This window comes from Pseudoalteromonas sp. XMcav11-Q, assembly GCF_040104525.1.
GTDB lineage: Bacteria > Pseudomonadota > Gammaproteobacteria > Enterobacterales > Alteromonadaceae > Pseudoalteromonas.
The window spans coordinates 203,048-229,398 of record NZ_JBECOX010000009.1; the positions used below are offsets into that span (position 1 = coordinate 203,048).

At 41.3% G+C, this 26,351-nt stretch carries 21 protein-coding genes and 1 riboswitch; of the genes, 9 read left to right on the top strand and 12 right to left on the bottom strand.

What is annotated here, in order from left to right:
• Window positions 1-23: 23 nt before the first annotated feature.
• Entirely contained in the window at window positions 24-911 is an 888-nt protein-coding gene (locus ABMY45_RS15760) for a LysR family transcriptional regulator (protein ID WP_349289139.1), read from the bottom strand.
• Window positions 912-1,018: 107 nt separating this feature from the next.
• Here ABMY45_RS15760 and ABMY45_RS15765 point away from each other — a divergent pair, with 107 nt between their 5' ends.
• Complete coding sequence (locus tag ABMY45_RS15765; RefSeq protein WP_102056631.1) at window positions 1,019-1,681, top strand: NAD(P)H-dependent oxidoreductase; 663 nt, start codon at window positions 1,019-1,021, stop codon at window positions 1,679-1,681.
• A 146-nt stretch (window positions 1,682-1,827) separates the two neighbouring features.
• Here the strand turns inward: ABMY45_RS15765 and ABMY45_RS15770 are convergent, their stop codons facing one another.
• The 7 genes from ABMY45_RS15770 to ABMY45_RS15800 all read right to left on the bottom strand — a co-directional run bounded on the left by ABMY45_RS15770 (window position 1,828) and on the right by ABMY45_RS15800 (window position 10,815).
• Entirely contained in the window at window positions 1,828-2,442 is a 615-nt protein-coding gene (locus ABMY45_RS15770; protein WP_010604523.1) for a MarC family protein, read from the bottom strand.
• Between the two features lie 355 nt (window positions 2,443-2,797).
• Window positions 2,798-5,482, bottom strand: a complete 2,685-nt coding sequence (locus ABMY45_RS15775) for a DUF349 domain-containing protein (protein WP_206472751.1) — start codon at window positions 5,480-5,482, stop codon at window positions 2,798-2,800.
• Window positions 5,472-5,753: a DUF1315 family protein gene (locus ABMY45_RS15780; RefSeq protein ID WP_010604521.1), complete on the bottom strand. Its 282-nt coding sequence runs from the start codon at window positions 5,751-5,753 to the stop codon at window positions 5,472-5,474. Before ABMY45_RS15780 ends, ABMY45_RS15775 begins: the two co-directional genes overlap by 11 nt.
• Window positions 5,754-5,755: 2 nt before the next feature.
• A complete protein-coding gene (locus ABMY45_RS15785) occupies window positions 5,756-6,082 on the bottom strand; it encodes a hypothetical protein (protein WP_010604520.1) in 327 nt (108 codons plus the stop codon).
• A gap of 108 nt (window positions 6,083-6,190) precedes the next feature.
• Window positions 6,191-7,861: an AGCS family amino acid carrier protein gene (locus ABMY45_RS15790; RefSeq protein WP_174169027.1), complete on the bottom strand. Its 1,671-nt coding sequence runs from the start codon at window positions 7,859-7,861 to the stop codon at window positions 6,191-6,193.
• A 135-nt stretch (window positions 7,862-7,996) separates the two neighbouring features.
• A complete protein-coding gene (locus ABMY45_RS15795) occupies window positions 7,997-9,124 on the bottom strand; it encodes a carboxypeptidase family protein (protein WP_174169028.1) in 1,128 nt (375 codons plus the stop codon).
• 245 nt (window positions 9,125-9,369) lie between these two features.
• Window positions 9,370-10,815, bottom strand: coding sequence for a glyceraldehyde-3-phosphate dehydrogenase (locus ABMY45_RS15800; protein WP_010604517.1), 1,446 nt, complete (start codon window positions 10,813-10,815; stop codon window positions 9,370-9,372).
• 188 nt (window positions 10,816-11,003) lie between these two features.
• Here ABMY45_RS15800 and ABMY45_RS15805 point away from each other — a divergent pair, with 188 nt between their 5' ends.
• Window positions 11,004-11,804, top strand: coding sequence for a DUF2989 domain-containing protein (locus ABMY45_RS15805; protein ID WP_095727874.1), 801 nt, complete (start codon window positions 11,004-11,006; stop codon window positions 11,802-11,804).
• A gap of 61 nt (window positions 11,805-11,865) precedes the next feature.
• Here ABMY45_RS15805 and ABMY45_RS15810 read toward each other — a convergent pair whose 3' ends face one another.
• From ABMY45_RS15810 to nhaD, 4 genes are all read right to left on the bottom strand, one after another.
• A complete protein-coding gene (locus tag ABMY45_RS15810) occupies window positions 11,866-13,191 on the bottom strand; it encodes a sodium-dependent transporter (protein ID WP_237116190.1) in 1,326 nt (441 codons plus the stop codon).
• A 79-nt stretch (window positions 13,192-13,270) separates the two neighbouring features.
• Window positions 13,271-13,801: a DUF924 family protein gene (locus tag ABMY45_RS15815; RefSeq protein ID WP_174169030.1), complete on the bottom strand. Its 531-nt coding sequence runs from the start codon at window positions 13,799-13,801 to the stop codon at window positions 13,271-13,273.
• Between the two features lie 122 nt (window positions 13,802-13,923).
• Complete coding sequence (gene lysC / locus ABMY45_RS15820) at window positions 13,924-15,270, bottom strand: lysine-sensitive aspartokinase 3 (protein ID WP_017219273.1); 1,347 nt, start codon at window positions 15,268-15,270, stop codon at window positions 13,924-13,926.
• Window positions 15,271-15,358: 88 nt separating this feature from the next.
• A riboswitch (Lysine riboswitch) is annotated at window positions 15,359-15,529 on the bottom strand.
• A 145-nt stretch (window positions 15,530-15,674) separates the two neighbouring features.
• Window positions 15,675-16,922 carry a sodium:proton antiporter NhaD gene (gene nhaD, locus ABMY45_RS15825; RefSeq protein ID WP_174169031.1) on the bottom strand — a complete coding sequence of 416 codons (1,248 nt, stop codon included), beginning with the start codon at window positions 16,920-16,922 and terminating at the stop codon, window positions 15,675-15,677.
• Window positions 16,923-17,078: 156 nt separating this feature from the next.
• Here nhaD and ABMY45_RS15830 point away from each other — a divergent pair, with 156 nt between their 5' ends.
• The 7 genes from ABMY45_RS15830 to darB all read left to right on the top strand — a co-directional run bounded on the left by ABMY45_RS15830 (window position 17,079) and on the right by darB (window position 26,351).
• Window positions 17,079-18,323, top strand: a complete 1,245-nt coding sequence (locus tag ABMY45_RS15830; protein WP_206472742.1) for a hypothetical protein — start codon at window positions 17,079-17,081, stop codon at window positions 18,321-18,323.
• Between the two features lie 4 nt (window positions 18,324-18,327).
• The gene (locus tag ABMY45_RS15835; protein ID WP_010371906.1) at window positions 18,328-18,876 is read left to right on the top strand and encodes a hypothetical protein; all 549 of its coding nucleotides are present in this window, start codon (window positions 18,328-18,330) and stop codon (window positions 18,874-18,876) included.
• Window positions 18,873-21,650 carry an ATPase gene (locus ABMY45_RS15840; RefSeq protein WP_174169034.1) on the top strand — a complete coding sequence of 926 codons (2,778 nt, stop codon included), beginning with the start codon at window positions 18,873-18,875 and terminating at the stop codon, window positions 21,648-21,650. The genes ABMY45_RS15835 and ABMY45_RS15840 overlap by 4 nt, the downstream gene beginning before the upstream one ends.
• A gap of 107 nt (window positions 21,651-21,757) precedes the next feature.
• Window positions 21,758-22,309, top strand: coding sequence for a DUF4136 domain-containing protein (locus ABMY45_RS15845; protein WP_010604509.1), 552 nt, complete (start codon window positions 21,758-21,760; stop codon window positions 22,307-22,309).
• Between the two features lie 418 nt (window positions 22,310-22,727).
• Window positions 22,728-22,904: a darobactin family peptide antibiotic gene (gene darA, locus ABMY45_RS15850; RefSeq protein ID WP_157782782.1), complete on the top strand. Its 177-nt coding sequence runs from the start codon at window positions 22,728-22,730 to the stop codon at window positions 22,902-22,904.
• Window positions 22,905-22,969: 65 nt separating this feature from the next.
• Complete coding sequence (locus ABMY45_RS15855) at window positions 22,970-24,046, top strand: hypothetical protein (protein ID WP_206472738.1); 1,077 nt, start codon at window positions 22,970-22,972, stop codon at window positions 24,044-24,046.
• A 1-nt stretch (window position 24,047) separates the two neighbouring features.
• The gene (darB, locus tag ABMY45_RS15860; RefSeq protein ID WP_349289140.1) at window positions 24,048-26,351 is read left to right on the top strand and encodes a darobactin export ABC transporter permease subunit; all 2,304 of its coding nucleotides are present in this window, start codon (window positions 24,048-24,050) and stop codon (window positions 26,349-26,351) included.

Sequence of the window (26,351 nt, forward strand, 5' to 3'; positions counted from 1 at the left end):
AAAAGTGCCTGTCCTTTATCTTTTTATCTTATGTCCTTATCTTTGTTGGCCTTGATATTTTGTAACGCGCTTGCCAGCCAAATGGCAAACTGGTGAACAATCGCCGAACTCTTGCGATAAGTCGTTTGCCTGAGCCAATAGCCATAGCCTGAAAATTCCTCCATTGTTGGGCTTTTACTTAACCACCCCTGTATTACTGCTAACTCTGCTAATACATCGCTCAATAGTGCCAGCCCTTGCCCGGCCACAGCCGCCTGCAAGACAAAGTGTTCTTGCTCAAAATAACGCAAGTCATAATGGCTTTCGTCAATGTGCGCTCGCCAAGGAATATTTTCAAGCCCCGTTTCGTCTTGCCAATGGGTGAGAAATAGTACAGGTTTACCTTGGTCTGGCACCCGATAATTTGGGCTAGCATAAAGCCCAATTTTCTCGGTAATAAGATGAGTTTCATTAGAATTCGGATCCTCTTTGCCATAACGCAGGGCGATATCAATATGCTTCTCTTTATTTAAATCAATGAGTTGATCGCTCGCGCATATTGTGACGGTTTGGTTTGGGAAAGCATGATTAATGGCAGCCATATTCGGAGCAAGCCAAAGTGCAGCAAATGAATTACAACATGAAATAAGCAAATCATTCTTTTGCTCGGTAAACTCAATAAACGCATTATCGAGCATATTGAGTGAATCAATACACACCTTTGCAAGTGCCTGTCCTTGTAATGTTAATTGCACTGCTCGCGTTTTTCGCTCAAAAAGCTGAACCCTTAACTGTGATTCCAGTGACTTTATCTGATGTGACACTGCCGTAGGCGTAACATTAAGTACCCGCGCCGCATCTTTAAAGCTCAAGTAGTGCGCAGCAACCGCAAAGGTTTTTATGTTATTCAAAGACGGTAAATGTGTGAACATAGCAAACCTATAAGTTAGTTTATCTCATCTATTTATGGATTCTTCTCAGTTGTCACATTGCTCTCGCAGGCACAAAATAAAACACAAGACACAACTGGAGAAAAGCCATGAAAAACATTCTATATATAAGTAGTAGCGTAAGAAAGTATAGTGAGACGAGTTCGCAACATCAGTCAATTAGCCGGATGTTAGGTGAGCAATTTTTGACAAAATTTAGCTGCTTCACACATGAAGTGGAAATCACCCATCGCGACCTCTCCGTGAAACAACCTGCATTCATCGATGAAGCATTTATAGCGGCTGCATTTGCAAAAGGCGTGTTGAGCGAAGAGCAACGCTTAGTACTCGCTGAGTCTGACGAAATTATCAAAGAAGTGACCAATGCCGATATTATCGTGATCGCAAGCCCTATGTATAACTACGGCATGCCTGCCGTGCTAAAGGCTTGGTTTGATCTGGCGATCCGAGTAAATAAAACCTTCAGCTTTGATTTAGCACGAGGTGATAAACCACTTGAGCCAATTTTATCGGGTAAAACTCTCGTATTACTGGCATCTTGGGGAGAATTTGCATTTAAAAAAGGTGAGTCACAATATCATTTGAATCATCTAAGTAGCCATATCGAGCAGTTGGCTCCATATTTAGGTGCTGAGGCGTTTTATGAAATCGCATCTGAGTATCAAGAGTTTGGAGATGACAGGCATAAGCACTCAAAACAACGTGCTATTGATGATGTACACAAACTAGCGCAAATACTTAGCGCTAAGTAAGAGCACAAGTGAGCGTATTACGCTCACGCAGCTTAGTGCTTATAGCAATAGGTAATCTTACTTTCTGAGTTTGGGCTTTCCTTTTAAACTGATTTGGATTATTACAGTAGTAACCACATTGATTAGCATGCATATACTTAATGAAATCATAGCGCGTTTTCTACCCACTTGCTGACGCCAATGGCTTCCATAATGAACTCTACTGATAATGCTGCGAGTATCATGCCCATAAGTCGAGTAAGTAGTGACGCTCCTGCAACTCCGATAAATTGAAGTATTCGCGTGGAATAAAGTAACATTAAAAGTGTGATAAATAATACAACCAACATAGTAGTAGCTGTAACTAGCTGTTCTTGAATGGTATAAACGTGATTATCAGTAATTAAAATTACTGCCAAAATTGCACCAGGAGATGCAGTAGAAGGTATTGCTAAAGGAAAAACGGAAATATCATGCATCGGCTCTTTCGTATTCTCGCTGGATTCTTTAGAAAAAACCATTTGTAATCCAAATAAGAACAATATAACTCCACCAGCAACCTGAAAAGAAAGTAGGCTAATACCCAAAGCTCCTAATAGAATTTGTCCAATAATTATGGACCCTATCAAAATGATGGAAGCATAGGCTATAGTTTTGATCGCCGTCTTCTTACGTTCTTCAGTAGAGAGATTAGCTGTAAGCGCAACGAATATCGCCATAGTGCCAATAGGGTCGATGGTGACCCATATGGTTAGAAAGTCGTGCAAAATTTTTTCAGTCATAAACCGCTTCCAATTTAAATTATCTAGGGGTGTAGAAGCTTGCCTTTCACTTATTATCAATATCTTACTAAAATTAACAGTATCACAAGTTGTTATAGATAGATCTATAAAATAGCTTTTCTTAACTAAATTTTTCGTGCTCATTACTAAAGCTGATATCAAGCAAGTTAATCATGTCTGATGAACTTAAGATTTAGGTGGGTTTGAAAGTGATTGAGCTTGTATCAGGCCGAAATCAACGCAATCCAAATATATAATCAACAAAGTAGCGATAACAAGGAGAAAAATAATGGAAGGTCTTGATTCGGAAAGAGGCCAACTCAAACCGCACGGTTTAAGTTGGCTGTATAGGAAGTTAAGCGTTTAAGACCGCCAATAATCTCCCCTTTGAAGTCACTATATCGGCTTTTTCAGCCTCAGCTAGATAACTGATAAGGTAAGTCTCAAGGCTGCTTTCTTCACCTTGCAGTTTTGCATCCAGCATCGCGACTTGCTCAGACATTCTTTCGCTTTGCAACGCTTCCGGTGATGACTGATTCGTTAAAATCTCAAGCCTCAATAGCAACTGAGCAGCGTTTAGCGAGGTTTTATTATTGCCTTGCCAAGAGCTAGGAATATCACCGTCAGTGTCTACTGCTTCCACCAGTTCATTGAACTTTTCACGACGCTGTGAAGAAAATAGATCATCTAATTTCGACTTCACTTGAGACAATAAACGATTCTTTTCTTGCTTCAGTCCTGGCACTACAATAAACGTATTGAGTTCGTTACGAATAGCAACCAGTTCATTTTGAGTTACCGCTTCTATGACCTTGTTGTCGAACTCTGCTAACAACTGACGCTGCTCGGCTTCCTGCGACTTCTCCTGTGCTTTTTGCTCTGCATATTGTGCGCTGCGCTTTTCAAACACGGCATCATTATGGGCACGAAATGCTTTCCACAGAGTATGCTCTTGTTTGGCACCAGCAAAACCAATTTGCTGCCACTGTTTTTGCAATGATTTCAGTAAGTCACAAGCTGCTGCCAAATCTTCAGCCTCTAGCTGCTGCTGTGCAGTTTCAACTAGCTTGGTCTTTTCAACGGCATTGGCTTGATGGAAGGCTTTAAGTTTCTCGTAAACCGCTTGATGGTGCTCACGGTAAATCGAATTCAGCTTTTGATAGACTTTGGCATCCACATTGCCAGCATTTTTCCATGCTTTGGCTAGGCGATTAAATTGTGCTTCAACTTCTCGCCAATCAATACCTTCGTTATCCAAAGTACCAAGCAGCGCTTTCACTTCCTCGATCAGCGCTTCACGTGCAATTTTTGCCTGCTCACGCTGTACTTCTTGCTCCGCAAAGTAAGTGCGACACGGTACAAACAATAATTCAATTTTTTCATCAAATTGAGCGGCTTGTCCCTTTTCCTGTTCCGTTTCAACATGACCAAGCTCGTTCCAACGTACTCTAAGTAATTTTACTTCCTCAGCACGCTTAACTGGGTCAACCGCCTCCTCAGCGAGTTTGTTATCAAGCTCCGCAAGCAATTCTTCACGTTTAGGTGTAGCAGCATACTTTTGCCAATCTTTAAGATCTTTTAATGCTTGAGACAAGCTTTCATGCTGGTTTTCGAGCTGCTTTTTGTAGCTTGGCGTTAGCAACTCAAACTGCTCGATAAAGCCATTAAAAACGCCAAATGCCACGTTAAATCGGCCCTGATCAATTAATCGTTGCACATCGCGTGCTTTCTTCTTCGCGATTTTGAGTACTTTTTCTTGCTCATTTTTCAGCGGCTCGATAGCTGTCATAAACACTTGGCTTGCATCTGATAGCTCAGCTTTTGCTGATCTATGCAATACCTTAGGCAGTGAATCTAGTGCTTTACGCGCTGCAACATAGCGGTCTTTTTGTGCTTGCACTTGGGTATCAAGCGATTCTAATGAAGTTGGTACTTCAACTGCTTTCAACTCTGCTAAGGCATTATTGAAGGTTTCACTTGCAGCAATAAGTGCGGGCAAATCGGCAAGATCACGCTCAATATTTTGCAGTTTTCGGGTGAACTCGCCAAGCGCTTCAACGGTGACATATTGAGGTGCAGACACTTTGCCTTTTAATACTTCACTACGCTTAACCAGTACATCGTGCGAGGCTAAGTCTAGTGTTTTACATGCAATTTCGACCGATTTTTCAATGGCTTCAAGTTCAGCAGTTAATTCAGCAACCTCTAGGGCTTCATTTTGCTTTTGCATTAACTCAGCTTGCTGCGCTTGATGTTTAACTTGTAACTCATTGAGATGACGGTTTAATTTATCTGCTACTTGTTGATACTTTTCATCTAGTGCAGTTACCGTTTCAGCATCTAACCACTTAAGCTCAATGCTTTGCCACTGTGCAAATAACTGTTGTGCTTGCGCGTTCACAATTTCATAGCTTTGCTTATCTCTTAGCGCGTTTAACTTGGCAAGTACAACCCGCGTTTGCTCAGCAACTTGAGTAGGCATTTCTTTTGCTAATCGCTGCTGCTCCAGTGATCCAGTAAGAGAAGTCAGCGCTTCACCTTTGGCTGCTTTTAGGACACTCTTTTCAAGTGAATGCTGTGCAATCAGTTCCAACATAGCGATCTGAAGTGCTTCATCACCTTCTTTGAAGGATTTTTCGATTAACGTGGCGTTCGCAAGGCGCTTAAGCAGTTTAACTTTGTTCGTTAAATCGGTTTCAATTAACGCGACTTTCTCAAGCGTTTTAGCTGGTGCATAGCGTTCAATGTATTCATCACGAATGTTGCTCTGCAGTGCGGTGTCTTGATTAATAACCGCACTCGAAATTTTCTGCTCAGCAAGCTCTTTTAGCTCACTATCTTGCTTATAAACTTTCCACCAAAGACCAAGGTCATTTACCTTAGTAAGTACCTTTTTTCTGATCTGTGCAGACTCGTCCTCAAGTGCTAGCGTATGTAGTAAAGTTGCGTCTTTGCTTAAGTCTAACTTGTCCACTGCTTGTGAGCGAACGTCAACCTTAGGGTGTTTCCATTTCGGTGTAAAAAGGTGTTTAAAGATCATTTTCACTGAACCTAGCTATTTCGTTGTCGGCTTTGAATTCTTGTTGTAATTCGCGTTTGGATTTTTGCACCATTTCACCTTTTTCGTTGATGGTGAACTGCTCATTGGACTTGGCTACTTTTGCTTGATATAGCATGACCAACTGCACGGTTTGCTCTTTTTGCGCATCACTTAGCGACGTACCATCAGGCCACTTTCCAGTTGACGCGCCGTATTGCAAACGCTCGAATACTTCAGGGGTAATATTTTGAACTAAGCTATCTACATTCATTACTACTTTTTCTTTTTCAAAATAACGAGGATGACTCGATTAATTAAGTACCAAACCGCACCTATGCCTATAGCGCTTTTGCTTGCGATCATTTCAAACGAGTTAGGTTCAGGCTGCTGCCAATAGATATATAAGAATCCGCCTAGCACTAAGATCAGTGCAATAAACGAGTAATTCATTACTGATTGCTGACGTTTTACACGGTTTCTAGAGGCCGCTCTCTCTCTGTCTTCTTGAGAAAAGTCTGCTAAATTGGTTTCACAATGCGGGCAGGACTTATGTTTGGAGGAAATAGATTTACCGCAGCTTGGGCACTGTGCTATTGCCATCGTGTTACTTCTCCATAATACAAAAAAGGGCACCTGTGAGGCGCCCTATTCTACTACCTTTGCAAACTCTTGTCCTTAAATGACAAGATAATTTTAATTAAAATTCACTCACTGTTTGTGTTCTTTGTTGAAATCTTCCCAGTATTCTTTAACTGAAGATTTCATTTCTTTTCTGAGTAGTAAAATACCAAATAAGTTAGGTAAGGTCATCACTACAATGGCCACTGCAGCCAACTTCCACACTAGTGTCGTATCAGCAAACGACGCCCAGAAGAAACCTGCAACATAGAATACGCGATATGGCATGACCGAGCGGCTACCCAGAAGATAAATCATCGCGCGGTCGCCATAGTATGACCACGCAATTGCCGTAGAAAACGCGAATAACAACAAGCCAATCGAAACGATGTATTTACCATTTTCGCCCAAATAACCTCGGGTAAATGCTTTGGTTGTCAGCTCTGCCGAATGCACTAAAGAGTAACCAATCACGCTGATGCTATTGTCTGTTGGCAAGCCGTCTTTCACTTCGACGGTACCTGTGTACTTGTGACGCTCTGTAATACCAAAACGTACTTGCTCACCAATAGAACGCGAGTGGATCACGGTAAAGTTTTCTGTTACCGCCTTACCCTGTACGACTTCAATCTCACCATTGAAAGGTTTGACAGTATGCTCTTTTTTACCATTCAAGTAGGCGTACAATGCATCTCGGTCTTGTTGATTCGATTCGTCATATTTACCGTCTAAGATAACCATAGACGAGCGCTCAAAATGAGTTTCGAACTTTTCGGTCCACACACCCGATGACAAAATAACCAATCCCGTCAAGGTACAGATAATAATTGTGTCAATAAACGGTTCAAGAATGGAAACCATACCTTCAGACACTGGCTCATCGGCTTTTGCCGAGGCGTGCGCGATTGGCGCTGAACCTTGACCCGCTTCGTTGGAAAACAGACCTCGGTTAACCCCACGGTTAAATGCATACGCAAAAGAAGCCCCTAAGAAACCACCCGCTGCCGCAGATCCCGTGAAAGCATCTGTAAATACAGAAAGGAAAGAAGGAACGATATTCTCAATGTTGTAGAAAATAACGGCAAAAGAGCCAAGAATATAAATCGCAGCCATTAATGGCACAACGCGAGAAGTGATGGCAGCAATACGCTTGATACCACCAAGAATAACCAAAGCAAGTAGAATAGAAAGCACCGCACCTGTTGCCATCGGTGCAAAACCAAAGGTCGCTTCCATACCTTGAGCAATGTTGTTGATCTGCGGCAAACTACCTGTACCAAATGAGCTAATCACAGTAGCAATTGCAAACAATACCGCTAGCCACTTCATGTTTAAGCGGCGATCCATATAATACATTGGACCACCAGCCATTGTGCCATCATCTGTTTGTACACGGTATTTATGCGATAGCGTGACTTCCACAAATTTGGTTGTCATACCAAAAAAGGCCGTCATCCACATCCAAAATAATGCTGCTGGCCCGCCGATTGAAATTGCCAGCGCCACCCCACCAATATTACCAGTACCAACTGTGCCAGAGAGTGCCGTTGCGAGTGCTTGGAAGTGTGTGGTATCCCCTTCTAGGCCCTTTTTATCATATTTTCCGGTAACGACTTTACAAGCATGTTTGAAATATCGGATCTGTGGAAATTTCAAGTAGATTGTAAAAAACAAACCTACCCCTAACAGTACATACGGGAACCAAGGTGAACCACCTAACATTCCATCCAAGCTATCTAATAAGCTGCCTAACGCATCCACGAATATTCCCCTTTATTGTTGTTATTACACCCTGTTGAGGTGTTCTACCTTATTATTTTTAAATATTATTTTGTTGTTCTTTTAAACGCACAAAAATAAGCGGGTAATCAATATGGTGATTACCCGTCTTTAAGCTTATCTTAAGTCGTCAACCACATTTAAGATTGCAGCTAAGGTGTCTTGACCAAACTGATATGAGCGTCGGTCTGACCAACCGAAGTATGGATCCGGCAGATTTGCATTATCCTTAAACGGCATTTCAACGGTATAAGCCAACGCTTTGAACGCTTCACCAACAGCACATGATGCTACAGTAAGGTTTGCTTCACCCGGTGCATCTTTATCGTAACCAAATTCATCTTGGAACTCAGGTGTGATAGTTAACAGTGCCGCCTTGAAAGACTCTTCCAAACGCTGTAGGCGCTCATCATAACTCGGAATACCTTCACTGCCCGCAACGAAGTTATACGGTAGTGCTTCGTCACCATGAATATCTAGGTACATATCCAACCCAGTTTCATGCATTTTATTTAATACATAATAAACTTCAGGTGAGTTCTCAAGTGTCGGGGTTTGCCATTCACGGTTAAGGTTAACGCCTTTTGCATTAGTGCGAAGATGACCACGAACGCTGCCGTCCGGATTCATATTTGGCACGACATAAAATATCGCTTTCGATAACAGTGCAGCAGCATGTGGGTCTTCGTCATCCAATAGTTTGTGAAGTAGACCTTCAACAAACCACTCTGCCATCGTTTCACCCGGGTGCTGGCGCGCCGTGATCCAAATCTTTTTCTTCTCATCTGACGGCTCACCAATAGTGAGTAAGCTCATATCACGGCCGTCAAGTGTTTGACCTAGCGTCTCTACAACGCACGCATCGTGGGCTTGAGCCCAGTAGACTAAGTCTAAATGGCGCTCATAACTATAAGGAGCAAAATAAGCAAAGTAGGTATGAACACATTCAGGCTCAAAATCGATAGTTAATGTGCCATTCTCATAACGGGTTGGCACACGGAACCAAGTTTGACGATCGTAAGATGCAACCGCATGATAGTCATCCCAACCTTCAGGGTATGCTGAGTTTAGTAGTTGGTTGATATGAATTTTGTGCTCTAAAAAAGGCGTAGACTCAAGTCTAAAGTGAAACCATTGAAAAAAGTCAGACTCATTGTCTTTATTGATTTCTAGTTGAATATCCGCAGGTGATTCTGCTTTTACCACCTTGATATTACCACTATCGAAATTACTCGTAATGCGCATAGGTTTCCCTAAATAAGTTAAAAACTGTTGTGTAAATACACTGTTACCATACTCAACTTTGCTTCAGTCTAGAACAATATTAAGCCTCAAAAAGAGGTAATACTGTGCCTGCCTTTGCACAAAGTTAAGGTGTAACTTTTTGTTAGCTAATTGTAGCTGACCTATCTTTGCAAGCCTACCACAACCAATTTGTTTCAAAAACTAAAAAAGCCAGCTGGTGCTGGCTTTTTGTCGTAAATTTCGTGTTAGCGAGGTAGGCTCGGGAATTTTACTTCCGCCATGTCTTGCATTACACGTACAACCTGACAGCTGTAACCAAACTCGTTATCGTACCATACGTAAAGTACTACGCGGTCGCCATCAACGATGGTTGCTTTTGAGTCAACCACACCTGCATAACGGCTACCCACAAGGTCAGTAGACACGATTTCTGTTGATGCAGTGTAGTCAATCTGGTCACGTAGTTCAGAGTAAAGTGAAGACTCACGAAGGAATTCATTTAGCTCTTCAGCAGTTGTTTCTTTACCTAGGTTTAGGTTAAGAATTGCCATTGATACGTTTGGTGTTGGTACACGAATTGCGTTACCAGTTAGTTTACCAGCAAGCTCTGGAAGTGCTTTAGCAACCGCTTTCGCAGCACCGGTTGAAGTAATAACCATGTTCAATGCTGCACTACGACCACGACGCTCAGCTTTGTGGTAGTTGTCGATCAAGTTTTGGTCATTGGTGTAAGAGTGAACCGTTTCAACGTGACCATTCTTAATACCAAACTTGTCGTTAAGTGCTTTTAATACCGGTGTGATTGCGTTAGTTGTACAGCTTGCTGCAGACACAATCTTGTCTTCAGACTGAATGTCTGAGTTGTTAACACCATAAACGATGTTTTTGATGTCACCTTTAGCTGGCGCTGTAAGTAACACTTTAGACGCACCGATTGACTTAAGGTGCTTACCTAAGCCATCTTCGTCTTTCCACACACCTGTGTTATCTACGATAAGCGCGTTTTCAATACCGTATTTTGTGTAATCCACTTCTTCAGGTGAGTTTGCGTAGATAATCTGAATGTAGTTACCATTTGCTTTAATCGCACCTTTTTCATGGTCTACTGTGATTGAACCATTGAAAGGACCATGAATTGAGTCACGGCGCAATAAGCTTGCACGTTTCTCGAGATCACCATCGCGGCCACCGCGAACAACAATTGCACGAAGGCGTAAATCAGCGTGAGAGCCGCCACGTTCGATAAGTAGGCGTGCTAATAAACGGCCAATGCGACCAAAACCATAAAGAACGACGTCACGAGGCTCTGGACGTGCACCTTGGTTTAGTAATTCTGCAAGTTCTGCATTTAAAAACTCTTCGATTGAGCGGCCTTCACCTGCATTTTTATAAATGTAGGCATAAGCTAGCTTACCAAGGTCAACACGACCTGGTGCTAATTCCATTTTGCTGATCACTTCTAAGAATGGAAAGCTTTCACGAAGACGTAGTTTACGCTCTTCAAAGCGTGCTACTGTTTTGTGTGCTTTGATAACATCAATGGTGCTTGCGCTCACAAGAGGACGACCGTATACAGAGATTTCAACGCCTTTGTTACGGTATAGACGACCGATTAGGGGTTGCATGCTTTCTGCATAATCTTGACGCTCTTGCCAGCTGTTTTGATATTCTTGCTCGTGAGATAAGGTCATTTTTTCTGCCTAATAAACAATTTTCTTTGAACGGATAGCCCGAATGGGCACGGCTATTCTAATTTAAACTGCCGTGATTCTCCACTGTTACCGAACAATTCATTGCGTTAAACTAGTAAACTATTAGCTCTACCCTGTTTATTCGGGCGTAACCCCCTATAATTATAAAAAATCATTGAGGTCAAACTATGGCGTTTAAAAAGTCGCTAGTCTTTGCAGCGTTACTACTTGCTGGTTGCGACGACACCCTAACCTTGAACCAAGTGTGTAGCGAAACGCCTGGTTTTTGTGAAGACTTAAATAAAGACAGTCACTGTAAAGACGAACGTGCGTCGCTAATTTACGCGCGCTACCACGAATACAAGTCTCCAACGGACGAAAACAAATATGACTTGTTGCAAAATTTAGAAAGCTACAACCAATGTGTTTCTCGCGCCGCCAAAATTGAGCACATCAAGTTAAAAGAAAAAACCACTTCACGAGTGGAAGGTCATCTCACCGCACTAAAAGAAATGACGCGTATTTACAATGAAACAAAAGGCAGTAACCACCCAGGCCTGCTCTATTATCATTGGTCTCGTAACAGTGATCGCACAGCAATGAACAAGCTACTGAATATGCAAGACGACCCTAGGGTCCAAAACGATCCCGAAATTCAGCTTTTCCTCGCAGAGTTTTATGCCAAAGTAGATGACGATAAAACCGTTGATATTCTCTACCGCGTATTAGAGCTAAACAAGAGAGGCCATACCCCTAACCCAGAAGTCTATTCATCTTTAGTCAGTATTTTCTACAAACACGAAAAGTATAAGCATGCATATACTTTTGCTAGAGTAGCTCAGCTTTCTGGGGTTGAAGATATCGATATTATTCCAGTAACAAACCAACTGGCTTCAATGGGAAAAGATTTAGCCAACTTAGATTCATTGGCGCAAAGAACTTACGAAAGCATTCAAGCTGGGGAGTTTGTTTCCCCACGAGATTTTTGAGCTTAGTTATAAAAATCAAAACGGGAAGCCAATGCTTCCCGTTTTTGAGAATAAATGATCACTACTTTGCCAGTGCTACGTTAATAAATACCGCGGTCATTAAGATTGGGCAAACAAATCTAACGTACTGAGCAAACCAGTAATGTGCACCACGGGATTCTAAGTGGAGCTGATTACCGCGCTTCCAAACCCAGCCAACAGTAATAAAGTAGAACAGCCCCATCAATGGTAGCTGATATTGCGTGAATAGACTGATCACCAATTCGAACAACCAATCAAAGTTTAGAATAATCGTGCTCGATGCTAATAAGATAACTAACGTAACCAACCAAGTCGCTTGTTTACGTTGAAAGCCATGGTTTTCAACCAAGAAAGATACCGGAATTTCTGTTGAAGAAATGGTAGACGTTACCGACGCAATAGACATAAGCACAAAGAAAGTCAGGCTAACTAATAATCCCATTTCACCCATATTGGCAAATAGCTCGGGTAAAATGGCAAAAATCAACCGGCCTTCACCGATTAATTTGCCGTCTTGAAATACTTGAACACCATTTTGCTGCGCAACGAATATTGCAGGGATAATAAGTAAACCGGCCAAAAATGCGACACTGGTGTCTAGCATTGCAACACTAAACGTCAGCTTAGGTAGATTTTCATTCGGTTTTAAGTACGAGCCATAAATCATCATGCAGCCCACACCCAACGACAACGAAAAGAATGCCTGCCCCATCGCCGCAATGATCAAGTCAGGATCGCTAATTTTTGAAAAGTCCGGAACTAAATACGTTCTAAACCCTTCTGCTGCACCGTCTAATGTCGCCATATAGCCAATAAGGCAAAGCAGTAATACCAGTAACAACGGCATAAGTCTGCGCGACCAAGCTTCTATGCCTGATTTTACGCCTTTAAGAATAATGCTCGCAGTCAAAATTAACATTAGTGGCGTAAAGATAAAGTTTCTCAGCATCGAATCACCGCTAAGAAACTGATGAGCAGCATCTAGTTCAGCCATTTGCGCAAGAGGATCAAGTGCATGAGACAGCATCCACCCAGCCACAATGGAGTAAAAGCTAAGCATCACGATAGCACCAGCAAGGCCGATATACCCCGCCGCGGCTCCTATTTTCGGATTACCTTCACGCCAGGCTGTCTTAAGTGCTTTAACTGGGTTTGCTTGTGCCTGATGGCCTAAGTACAATTCTGTGTAAAGTGCAGGTAATGCGAGTAAGAAAATTACCGCAAAATAAACCAGTAAAAATGCACCGCCACCGTGGTTTGCGGCTTGTGTGGGAAACCCCCAAATATTACCAAGTCCAACAGCCGCACCAGCTGCTGCTAACACAAAGCCAAGTCGGCTTTGAAATCCATCGCGCGTATGAGCCATGTCTGTAATCAATCATTATTTTTGTAGACGGCCGATTATACGTACTTCCGCTAAAAATGCGAGAGGTTCGAGCCGTGCCTCAAAAACTCGAGTTGGGCGTCTCTAGAAAGTCCATTTCTGCTTCTGTTGAATCGCGATTGAGTATTTCATTTCGATGGGGATATCGGCCAAATCTATCGATAATTTTTTTATGCGCGACTTCAAAATCATAATTGGGCAGGTCGCGAAAATAATGATCTGCGGCACGATGGATGATGCGACTTTCGCTATGCATCATAGGTAGGTATAAAAACATCAATTCAGTATCGTTGAGCTGGCGGTGATAGCCCTTTTCGATAGCGTGTTGGGTGAGGCTTAGCGCCAATGCGTCACTGGCAAACGCCTCTGGAGTGTCTCTGAATATATTGCGTGAAAACTGATCTAAGATAATGATTTCGCACAGCGCGCCAAGTGGTGTTGCTCTCCAGCTCGAAAGCTCACCTTGGTGCGCCATTTGGTGCAAAATACCGAAGCGATTTTTTATTATGCGATCAAAGTCCGCAGACTTCTTCCACCAATCTGATTCAGTGCATTCAACAAACCAGAATTCGTAGACGTCTTTATAATTCATGATGGCACTCCTAGGGAAAAACAAACTTGATGGTCAGCAGACCCTAACCGTTATAAACAAAGTGCCATCCATTACTCAATAATGCAACTTTTTTATTAGTTCCTAAAAAACAATAAATTCACTTACGCAACCTCTAGTAATTTAGCATGAATTGACTGCACGACCTGATCTGACTCCTGCTGCTCAACTAAAAAGCACAGATTGTGCTTGCTCGCACCATGGCATATCAATCGAATATTAAACTCTGACAACACATCCATCAGGTTAAGTTGGCACTTCTTCAACTGGATCTCAGAACCTATCATGGCCACCAAAGTAAGATTATTTTCAACGGTCACATGACAAAACTCGCCAAGTTCATCCAAACAAGCTTGTTCTAGCTCTGGTCGAGAAGCATTCGGCGCATTATCCAGCGTAAGTGCAACACTAATTTCCGAAGTCGTTACCAAGTCAACCGATATATTGTAATTGCTTAAAATGGTGAAGATACGAGCCAAAAAGCCGCTAGCAAGAAGCATTTCAGGGCTCTTTAACGTCAATAGTATTTGGTTTTTGCGTTGTGTCACTGCGCGAATGCCTGCTTGCGCCGTTTTCTCTTTTTCAATCCAAGTGCCACCCGCTTGCGGATCACGGCTTGAACCAACAAATACTGAAATACCTTTACGACTCGCTGGCAATATAGTTGCGGGATGTAACACCTTAGCACCAAATGTCGCCATTTCTGCCGCTTCATCAAAACTCAAACGAGGAATAGGTCTAGCCTTTACACACAAACGCGGATCGGTACTGAAAATACCAACGACATCGGTCCAAATATGCACACTTGACGCGTCAATTGCCTCTGCTAACAATGCTGCACTATAGTCAGAACCGCCACGACCAAGCGTAGTCGTCTGGCCGTATTGGTCACTACCAATAAACCCTTGCGTCACCTGCACTGTGTCGCCAAGTAGCGCGACCAAATTGGTTTGCGCAGCTTCACGCGTAGCTGCAACATTTGGATTCGCTTTACCAAATTGATTATCTGTTTTAAGCACTTTACGCACATCAAAGCGCGACGCCTGAACCTGGTTATTACGTAGTATTTGGGTAAACAAATAAGAAGAAAAACGTTCGCCAAAGCTCAACATTTCATCGCATTGCTGTCTGCTAAGTGCAGGTAAACTCGCAAGGCTTTCAAATTCACTGAAAGTTTGCTTGTAACCCTCAGCAAGATCAGCATCCAAAGACACTTGGTCGATAATCGCTTGCTGTATGTTTTCAACCGCTGCAACAACCGCTTTGCGCCCGGCCTCATCTTCCTTTTGTTGGGTTAGCGTTACAAGGTGATTGGTTACGCCAGCACACGCACTCACAACGACCACTCGAACATTTGGGTTGTCACGAACAATGTGAGCACAACGAGACATAGCCTCAAAGTCAGCGACACTGGTACCGCCAAATTTGGCTACAACATACTGCGAATTCATTTTCTCTCCTCTCGACTGTTGGCACAGTCAAATTTTATAAGGAGAACTCGGCATGGGATTTCTAAAAAGACGAACGCTTGAAATGACCTTTGCCAGAAGCTCTCCACCAATACGGTGACAGTTCCGAGGATTCAGCCTCGTAAACCGAAGAATCGTTGCGACGAGCAACTTTTCTCCTCGGCGAATACTTCCCTCACTAGTGGTCATTGGTCTCGTCACCTCACACTAACTACCTAAGCATCGCGCCTCTTCTGTTTATTTTGCCTTTGTTAATCTGAATAAAAGCAAAATAAAAGCCCGCAATAAATGCGGGCGATGTGAGAAAATTATCTTTTAGCCGTCTAGGTGTCAAGTTATTTATGAAAAACTTATCCCAAAGCGCTAAAAAATTAAATCCATTGGTCTTAAATAAGCTGACCCGCGAAATACGCGCCACTATATCCAATGGTATATGCGATAAGCAGGTAGATACTCATTTTAAGATAGCTTGAGAAGGTTAACGCTTTAACCTTACTCATTGCAATGATCCCCGCTGCAGAACCAATGATAAGCATAGAGCCACCAACCCCAGTCGCATAAGTAAAGGTTAGCCATTGCGCTGGAGTCATCGTAATATCTGCTTTTAATAGCGCAGCCGTCAAAGGCACGTTATCTACCGCCGCACTCATTAAACCGACCAAGTAGTTTGCGTATTCCGGTGCAAGATGCAGATATAAATCGGTAAACTTAGACAGTACACCGACCTCTTTCAACGCGCCAACTAATAACAGCACACCCACAAAGAACAACAAGGTGTCGTATTCAATTTCACGGATATAGTCGATGATTTTCTTATTAACGTCTTTCTTGCGCATCAAGAATTGCGCCATTAAGAACATCAAAGACAAGCCAAATAAGAAAGTCAGCATCGGCGGTACATGGTATTGCACGCTTAAGAATAACGTAGCAAAAATGGTTGATAAGAAGATGAGCGCAATGGTGATATCGGTCTTTTCAATTCTGCGTAATTCAGCCTTTTCAAAAATGATCTTATCATTCATGCCGATTGATAGCATCGCAGCTAAGATAAATACGCTAAAAATAGAAGGGGCAATTAGTAAAAGCAGATCAGGGATGGTTACTTTATCGGCCAAAAATATCATCAAGGTGGTTACATCACCGGTGATCAATGATACCCCACCGGAGTTAACACTGAAGATGATTAATGTCGCATATCTAATTAGCTTTTTCGGGTCTAATTTCAAAGACATGACTACAGCTAATGAAATAAGCGTCGCGGTGATGTTATCCGATATTGACGAAAATACGAATGCAAAAGCACCGACCAAAAACATTAGCTTGCGTTCGCTAATATGGGTTGGCATGATCCGGTGAACAATATTTTGGATAAACCCTTTTGAGTTCAAGTAGGCCACAAACGTCATGGCAGCCATTAAAAACAGCCAAAGCGTCGCGATTTCCAAAATGTTATGGTCTAGTTCAATTTGTACAATTTCTGGGCTTTGACCATGAATTGGAGAGATAAAGGCGATAATCCAACATAAAGTACCAAAAAAAAGCGTTGTTTTGGCCTTGTTTACGTGAATAATATCTTCTATAACGATGAGTATAAAAGCGATGGCGATCAGGGTTAGAATAATGGGCGTGACCATAATGCGCAAACAACCTGTAATTAAATGTAACAAGGGGTGGGTTCGATTTCGGGGCGGATTCTAGCACCATCGCAGGCCCCATGCCACGTACAATAAACATTTTGTGACAATTTGATGAAGTGGTGATGAAACTTCTCTACTACACACTGGAAAGTTATGATCCCAGCAAAAAAATTATTAAATACGATAAATGAACACTGGAGCGTACTCGAGCTACTTTTTAAACGATTTAAGCTCGCAGATTTCAGTCTAAAAGATGTACAAAACATCCTAAAGCAGAAAAATTCTAGCTGGTCGAGTGAACGGATATATAAAGAAACCAATCGATTACTCCAACAAGAAATTATTATTCCTTTAGCTAAATCTTCACAGTTAGAAATCAACCGTGCAATCGCTGACTTCGCCAGCTTTCTTTTACAAGAAGAAAGCCTCGGTTTAGCGGAAGAGATCACGGTGCTGGTAAAAGACTTAGAAAGATTAGGTAATCGCATCGCACAAGCCGGTGAAGAGGCTGACTACTCTGAGCTACGCCGCTTTAGCCGCATTATGGACGAACGCGTTCGTAAAATTGTTAAGCTGTTCGAGCATAACGAAAGCGCTATCATGAACTTGGTTGAACAAGCAAAGTCTGACACCTCAACGCTGTCTCTTGGCATGAGATATAAAGCCGTATTAGAAGCTTTTGACGAATATATCGAACCTATGTTGGAAATGGTTGATATTCATGGCCCTTTCCAACGCTGCTTCGATCAGATAGAGCTTCAGGTCAGTGAGCAAATTGACGAGATTGAACAATTAGGCCGTGGTGCTGCAGACAAACGCATGCTGGAGCAGCTCAGAACACGCATTTTAGATATGCACCTCATTGGTAGAGAAAGTTTAAGCCGCAGTGCCGATCTCCTCATGCCGTTACGTGAAGAGCTACGCCGCAATACACTCATTACGCGGCAAGCCTCTAAAGTCCTTGGACAAATTAGAAAGCGCGGTGTTGACCGTTTACTCTCACCAGTTCAACCAGAATTTGTGTCAGACATTCAACGTTTTAACCTTGGGCAAAAGCGTCACATGGTCGCATATATGGCAAGTCTCGTTGAATTTGAGCATGAAGAATATCAGCTGCCCGATCACGACGATGTGCCAGCTTATCAAAGCCCTAACATTCCAGATTACAACTCGGTAAAAACGAGATTTCAACAAACCGGTAAAAAGCGCCAGGCACTATTGGGCTTTTTAAGCGATAGCTACCCTGATCTTGAAGCAGACGAAATGCTGTTCCTTTATCAAAAACTGATCAACGAATCTGACTTGGCACTTAGCCAAGAGCAACAAAAGAGTAAGATCACTATCGCATCGCATACCTTCTCTTTATATCCATTTAGTGCCAAAGCAAAACAAGATTAGCATTATGACGACAATTAACTTAGACATGCTCAATGAACTCCAAGCCATTAATAAAAAACTGGTGAGCGGGTATCATATCAGTGAGCAAGACACTACCCTTTGGCAAGAGTTAGATCAGCAAATTGATAGCTATCAAGCGCTATTTTCAGCTTTAGGCCATGACTTACAGCACGATGCCCGTGGTTTTTATTATTTGGCAAGCGATGAAAGCACGCCAAATATGGGGAAAATTTCCCGTGCGATTGCCCTAACCATTTATATTTTAATTGAGCACTATGCCAACCAAGGTAAAGATCCGCTTCGCGTACTATTTGATGAAAGCTGCGATTTAGAGCTAATGCAAACCATAGTACAGCTCAATAAGCATCTTTTTGACCAGTTGGAGATTTTTTCGGGCTCAGATCTCAGAAAAGACGTGTTTTTACGTATGGTGAGACTGGGTCTAGCCCGTGAGGTTGAGCAAGGCTTTATGCTACTTGCACCGATTTATCGCTACATTGACGCGCTAATGGAAGTAAACGAAGAACAATATGATATTGAGGACGAGCTATGAGCGAGCAGTTGTACGGCCTAAGTAAACTCGCATTATTAAATACCGCCGGATACGCTAAGTGTGTCATTCCTCTGGATAAAAGTGCGTCTATCTGCGCCCCGAATAACACCGGTAAAAGCTCGGTGATCAACGCGCTACAGTTTCCACTTATCAACGATTTAAGACTGACTGAATGGGATGGCCACGATTTAGAAGAAACGCGTAAGTTCTACTTCTCTTCTGATCAATCCTATATTTTGCTTGAAGCCAACCTCCCCCACGGCGATGTGGTCATTGGCGTTGCGGGACTGGGTAAAATCGCCGGTTACGCGCATCAATTTTTTTGCTATCAAGGCAAACTGAATCTTGATGATTACACCCAGGGTAAAAGTATCATCAAGTACACCAAGCTATTTAATCACTTACAGGAAAAACAACTTAAGCCTGTAGAGCTAAAAGCACAAGAACTTAATGCCCTGCTCACAGGTGGCGCCACACCATTTGATGGCGATATCAACCTGAAGATGATCCCACTGAATAATGTCCAAGATGCGCCTGTATATAAAGAAATATTCCGTCGTATTTTGAATCTGCACAAACTCGGTGCACAAGACGTAAAGCGCTTTATGCTCAAGGTGTTCGAACGCCATATGTCGAACTCGAAAGTCGATTTTTATGAAGTCTGGCGTCGCGCTTTTGATAAGGTTAACCGTGCGCGTCGTGAACTAAATGCGCTGGAGTCAATGCAAGAGCCAATTTCAGCCCTTGAGAAAATGCTTGAAAATGAGGCGGTATTAAAAGGTAAACTGGCGGCTTACGCACCGAAACTCGATTTAGCTTTGGTTGAATATGATAACTATCACAATGAGCAAATTGCAGAGCTGGCAACACAGCTAGAAGACATAGAAGCTGAAAAGCGCGAATTTGAGTCTAAGCAGCAGCTGTACGTCCAACAGTCTCGAGATATCGAGCGTAAACAAACCCAAATAGAACAATGGTTTACTGATTTCCACGCGTTAAAACGTGAATTTGAACTAACGAATCATGCAACGCTTAAAACCAATTTAACTCTGTTGAAAAAGGAATATGAGCAGCTTTCCTTCTCTATTAATAGTGCACAGGGGCAAAGTCTCCATACCCTTGATTTTCGCATCAACGAAACGCAAAAGCAGATTAAGAGTTTAAAACTGCAACTCAAGAACCTTGAGTTCAACCTGTTTACTCGTATGCGTGAAGATCTTTCTTTAAAAGAAGTGGAAGAGATCTCACGGATCTTGAATCCGGATTTGTTATCGTTTTCAACCACCTCTCAAGGTGAAATTGATATCACCGACGAAGATGCCTTTGGCGCATTTTTGGAGTCCCTATCTAAGTCAGTTCAAGGTGGTGAGCTTAAAGTACCTGGTGCTACCGTTAAGTTGAAAAAACTGAGTCCAGTACAAATGCAAAGCGGTGAGAACAAAGCCCAACTGCAAGCACAGCTGGAGTCACTACAACAGTCGCTTAACGACTTAAAGCAGCAGCGTGAAGTCGCCGCAAACGTCGCTGAAAAACAAAAAGAACGTGATGCTCTATATGATGAACTAATGGCTACCGAAGCGGCCATGAAACGCTTTGAGCAATATCAAACCATGTTGCAATCCGTCGATGCTCAGCAAGCACTAAAAGAGCAGCTTGAGATGGAACGTGAGCAAGTTGATGAATATTTACATGATATTCAGCGTAATGCCGGTTCGATTTCAGATCGCCGCTCTATCATTAAAAGCAAGCAAGACTTATTGGTACGCCAAGCCGACCGCTTAAAACAAGTAAAGTCAGAACGTATCGATCACACACTAGACCTATACTCGGGTAAACTGGCACCGTACGAAATCGAAATTAATCTTGATTTTGATAACCTGTCTGAAGTGACCCACCAGTTTAATAAAGACTGTAATGAGCTTAGAAACTTAGACGTTAATGTGCGTAATACCTACTTGCATATCTACAATGCTGGGATCACTAAGTTTGAAAACGAGTCAGACGTTACTATTAAGTATCAAAAGCTGATCAGCGCGTATCACAACCTAGATAACGAACGAGATGCCGTCGATAAACAAGCACGAGTGGCGCTCACTGAAGTGGCCGCAACCATTAAAGGACTGCGTCAAGACTTAGACCGCTTACGCCGAGAGATGAACAGCTTTAACAAAGGCATAAGCCAGCATCGTATCTCTAACTTGCAAGCGTTTAAGATTAATGTGATCCCTCGTAAAATGCTTATCGATAGCATAGACACCATTATCAGCACTTCAGATTTATACGAAAAAGGCGAAAGCTTAGACTTACTTAGCGAGCAGCCTAGCTCAGAAAAGTCCGTTAATGAGGCGAAAGATCACATCATCAAACTTGCAAGTGATAAAGCGGGATTGACGTTAACTGACCTCTTTGACATTCGCTTTGAAGTGGTCAACCGCGCGGGTGACATTGAACACTTCGATAAAATTGACTCGGCCGGCTCAAACGGTACACGGATCACCATCAAGCTTTTATGTGGCATGTTATTTATTCGCTATCTGTTATCTGATCAAGAGCAAGCAATGTATCGTATCCCGATTTACATCGATGAAGCCGCGGATATCGACCCACAAAACCAAAAGGCCATTATCGAAACCGCACTAAGCTTTGGGTTTGTGCCAATTTTTGCATCGGTGAAACCACAGATCAGCTGTGACTACCTAGTGCCGATCCGCAGTGTTGCACAAGGTAGCCAAAACTGGGTAGATGAAAAAGACTGGATAGAAGTGGAACATTAATCTCAAGTTAATGTCTTAGATACAATTATTAAAGGGTGCTTGTCTCTACCATTTAACGCCTTAACACGTTAAGGTAGAGCAAACATCCGACTAAGGAGTAAAGACACATGTTTAAGAATATTGTTATCGCCATTTTGGTGCTGATGTTAGCGGCCTGCGCCAAAACCCCTGATTGGGATTATGATAAGTCTGTACAATTCGCTAACTACAAAACCTATGCTTGGTCACCTGAAGCGGACCTAAAAAATAATGGTCGTGAATACCAAGTCAATGACTTAATGGAAAAGCGGATCCGCAGTGCAATTCAAAACGAAATGAGCAAACAAGGTTTCACTCTCACCGATCCGCAATCGGCTGACTTACTGGTTAACTATCACGCATCAGTTGATACAAAAATTGAATCTGACTCGCTTCACACCACATATGGTGCGCGTTGGAATTACTGGGGTATTGGCTGGCAAACACAGACCACAACACGTGAATATGAAGTGGGCACGCTAGTACTCGATATGATAGACAAAGCGTCTAACCAGCTAGTTTGGCGTGGAGCAAAAGAAGGTCGCTTACGTAGCAATCAATCACCGGATCAAAGAACAGAGTCAATAAACAAAACCATCTCAGAACTATTGGCTAACTTCCCTCCCAAAGCACAGCATTAAGTTTTATAAGTGGAGTATGTATTACTCCACTTCTACATCTACATCTACATCTACATCTACATCTACATCTACATCTACATCTACATCTACATCTTCCAAAAATCTATCACCATAATGCAAACTCTAAAAATAGCCAAACAGCCCACCAACAAACCCATAAAATTAACATAAATTCAACACAACTTCATTCTCAGCGTAAGCTTCGCCATGCCCCAAGCTAGGCCCATCAAATAAAAAACCAATAAAAACTAACAATCCAATGACTTACAAAAAATTAAGTTAAAGAAAATAAGTGCAAACCAACGTCATACTCTAACAAGTTAAAATAAAAAATTTGACACTGCATTATCATTTAATGTACAAATATTTCGAGGATGTATCCTCAAGGTATAATTTAACTTTTAAGAAGGAATTAAAAATGATCGTTGAAGCACCAAAAGAAAAAATTTCTGTTGCAGAAAAACTAGATGCGTTAAAAGCTAGCTTTTCAGATCAAACACTAAATATTGCAAACGTTGACCAATCTCGTGTTGATAGCATTGCGATTGCTCCACCAATTACCGCTTGGAACTGGTCTAAGTCGTTCGAGAAGTAACCACCTTTTGGTTGATTAGCTGTTAAAGATGTGCAGTGTTAACAGCTTTATTTAGGACGAATGTTATGAATATTTTAACGAGCGAATTACCCAGTTGTCTGAAGTTTGAGAACGACTCCTTTGTTGAGATATTTACGCGATGTAAATTAACATTAATGATAGATATCATTGAGAAAGAGGTATTATCAAACAAACCGCTCTCAGAATTGTTTGATAAGCTCTCTGAAAGACTGTCAACTAATGATCTGTACCAGCTTTTAAAATTACCAAGATTTTGGAATACATTGATCGCACGCCGTGGTGATGAAAAATATCAATCAACGATAGAGAGATTACTAATTACAGAACTTTCTTTCTTGGAATTTAACCCTGACTATATTATCCAAAGTGATTTCATTGATGAAACCTCAGTCACTTGGAACTTACGCGGTGATCTTGGTTATCAAGCATCCTCAGATAAACTGTTTAAAAATCAAAATGTTCATCCCGACTCAAACATTCTTCTAGACTACTTTAGTGACCTAGCAAGAGGTGTCCAAAAAGATATTCCTTGGGACGATACGGGCATTACTCCAGAGCTTATTCAATGCTCGACTCCAAAAATTTACAATGCGCTAGATTACATAAAAGCGGTTTCAGATCCGTGCTACACAATTTTAAAAGAGAGCATTTGCTCAATAGCAATCCGGTTTGATAAGACAAAAAATCGTTTTAACTGTGCTTCAACTAATATTAGCAATGGCTTAATTGTCTTGATTAATCCTAATCTTAGTGAGGTGAGTGTTGAAACAATTGCCGATGCTATCGTTCATGAGATGACACATAATCTATTTGACCTAGCTGAATTGTATGAGCCGTGTCTACCAACAAAATTTCACTCTCGTATCATCAAATCGCCTTGGACAGGTAGAATGTTAGATCCAAATACCTATATTCAAGCCTGTTACACTTGGTATGGTTTGAAGAATTTCTGGCGAAAGGCGTATGCTTATGAGCCTTCAGATAATGCATATTATTATCTACAACAAGCATCTAGAGGCTTTTCATCATCGAGCTTTTTAGATGCTATCACTGATTCAAAGTTTGAAATAGAACAAAGACTATTCGACACGCTCAAAAATTTGCAGAGTTTAGGTAGTTAAGATGTCTAAACTATTGAGCGATGGAAAAGCACTTTCCGCTGTCACCGGGGTTTTATCTTTATCACTGGGCGCTGTCTTACTTGGATTGATGTTTATTTTTTTTCTAGCAGACAGCTCTATAAATTCTGGACTTTCCAGCGACATATATAAAATTGAAACCCAATTTAACCTACCATCCGGTGAAACCGTGGTAAGCTCTAAAGCGCCTGCTGCACTTATACCTGTATTAGAAAAAGATCAAGCTGTAAAAAGGGTAGGCAAAGTTTATCGTGAGAATATAACTATATTATATAATGATATAGAATTAAAAGGCACTGAAGTCTATGCATTAGATAAAACTGCACAACTCATGCTAAATCTAGGCTCTGAAGAGCTGGGTATAAGTGGAGCTTTCATCTCGTCCACGCTCGCTGAAAAGATAGCGGAAGATAAGAGTAAAATAATTGGAAAAACAATAAAAATAAACAATACTGGTTTATATAGAATAGAGAAAGTAATAAAAATAGATGACACCTTATCAATCCAACCAGATGTGATTGTTAACTTCGATCATTTATATAATGGAAAAATAAAAGAAAGTTATACTGATTGGTATGACACTCATCTTCATCTATTTGTCGAACTGGTAAACAGAAATGACCTAGATCTAGAAAAAATCGTTAGTAGTAACGCACCGCAGAGCCCTGGGGCGCCTTTCACCCCAAGTTCATTTATTAACCTTTCAAAAAGAGCAGTTTCAGATCTTCATTATGATAAGAATCACCCTGACGCGCTTGGAATTACATTTTCAAAATCAAGCTTATATCTAATCTTTGGAATCTGCATATTTTCTTTCATTCTTGGAACCGTTGGATTTTTAAGCTCGACAATCTCAATAAAAATCTCTCAATTAGATCGTATAAAGACATTAACAAGCATTGGCGGTAGCGAAATACAGATTATCTTTATTTCTCTACTAGAAAACAAAAACTCTCTTATCATAGCCAATATCACATCAGCTATATTATTTTACCTTATCCTCCCACCTCTTTCCGGTGAGTTTGATATTTTATCTACGATCAACACAGAGGAAAAATTATTTACATTATCCTTGATAATAATAACAATTACATCCCTATACACTCTATCTAATGTGTTTGTTATTAAGAGAGTTCTGTCGTATCAAAGCAATGAGTCCATCACCAAATCGACAGGACTAAAAACGATGTGGCTTACAAAAGTCACTGTGTTTCTTCAGATGTTAATCACTTCTATTGTAATTTTTATCGCAGTTAGCTTAACTTATGAACTGTTTACCGAAAAAAAGGCCGACTACGGCTACGATATCGCAAAAATCCACTTCATAAAGCTAGATGGTGTTAATGATGTAAGTCCTATTACACTGAGAAATAAAATCAATGCCGAATATGGAGAAGTTTCTGCTGTAGCTAGCTGGCACCCATTTGATAAATCATCACACTTTGTCACGGTTTCCACAGCACAACAAAAAATAGATCAGAATATCACACCAATTAACTACTTTTATGCAGGTGAAGAATTTATAAAAGTATTTGGTCTAAATCCGCTAGACTTAGACAGTATCATTCACTCAAATTATGACAGCCATATAAATGGAAAGACAAGGGTTGTAGTAACTCAAGCATTCGCAAATTTATATGACAATATTCCTATCGAAAAGTTATCAATGCATAAATTTTATGCTGACTTGGGGAATGGCGTAGAAGAAATTGAAATAGTTAAAGTAGTTAGTGACTTTTTTTTAAGTAAGGTAAAACCATTTCATGATCCTATTATGATTGTCCTTAATGAAGAGAAAGCAACATCGGTATTACTTAACACTTCTAACCGAATTGTCGATCGTATAAGCATAAATAATAAATTAGATTTTAGCTCAAGCTATGCAGCACTTGAGTCAGAGTATTCAGACTTATCAAAAATCGCCAATTATTTACTTTGGGTTGTCGCTCTGAACATAGTTTTGATTTCCCTAAATACAATTGCCAACAGCTTAGTTGATGTAGAGCGTAATAGTTACACTCTAGATATAATGAAGCAACTAGGAGCTGGATTGAAAGATATCTTTTCTTACACCCTAAAAAACAATATTTATTTATATACTTTTTCTTCTTTAGTTGGAACTTGCATTGGTTATTATATTCTTAAAGACAACCTTTTGATATCTGATAACTTCTCCTTTGGTTTTACGAGCTATATATTTTCTTCTATGGCCATCGCAGCCATCTTCATCAGCGTGATAATTCTTAGCTTTTTTGTTGTTAGCAAAAAGTATCTAGAGAGGCAGTAA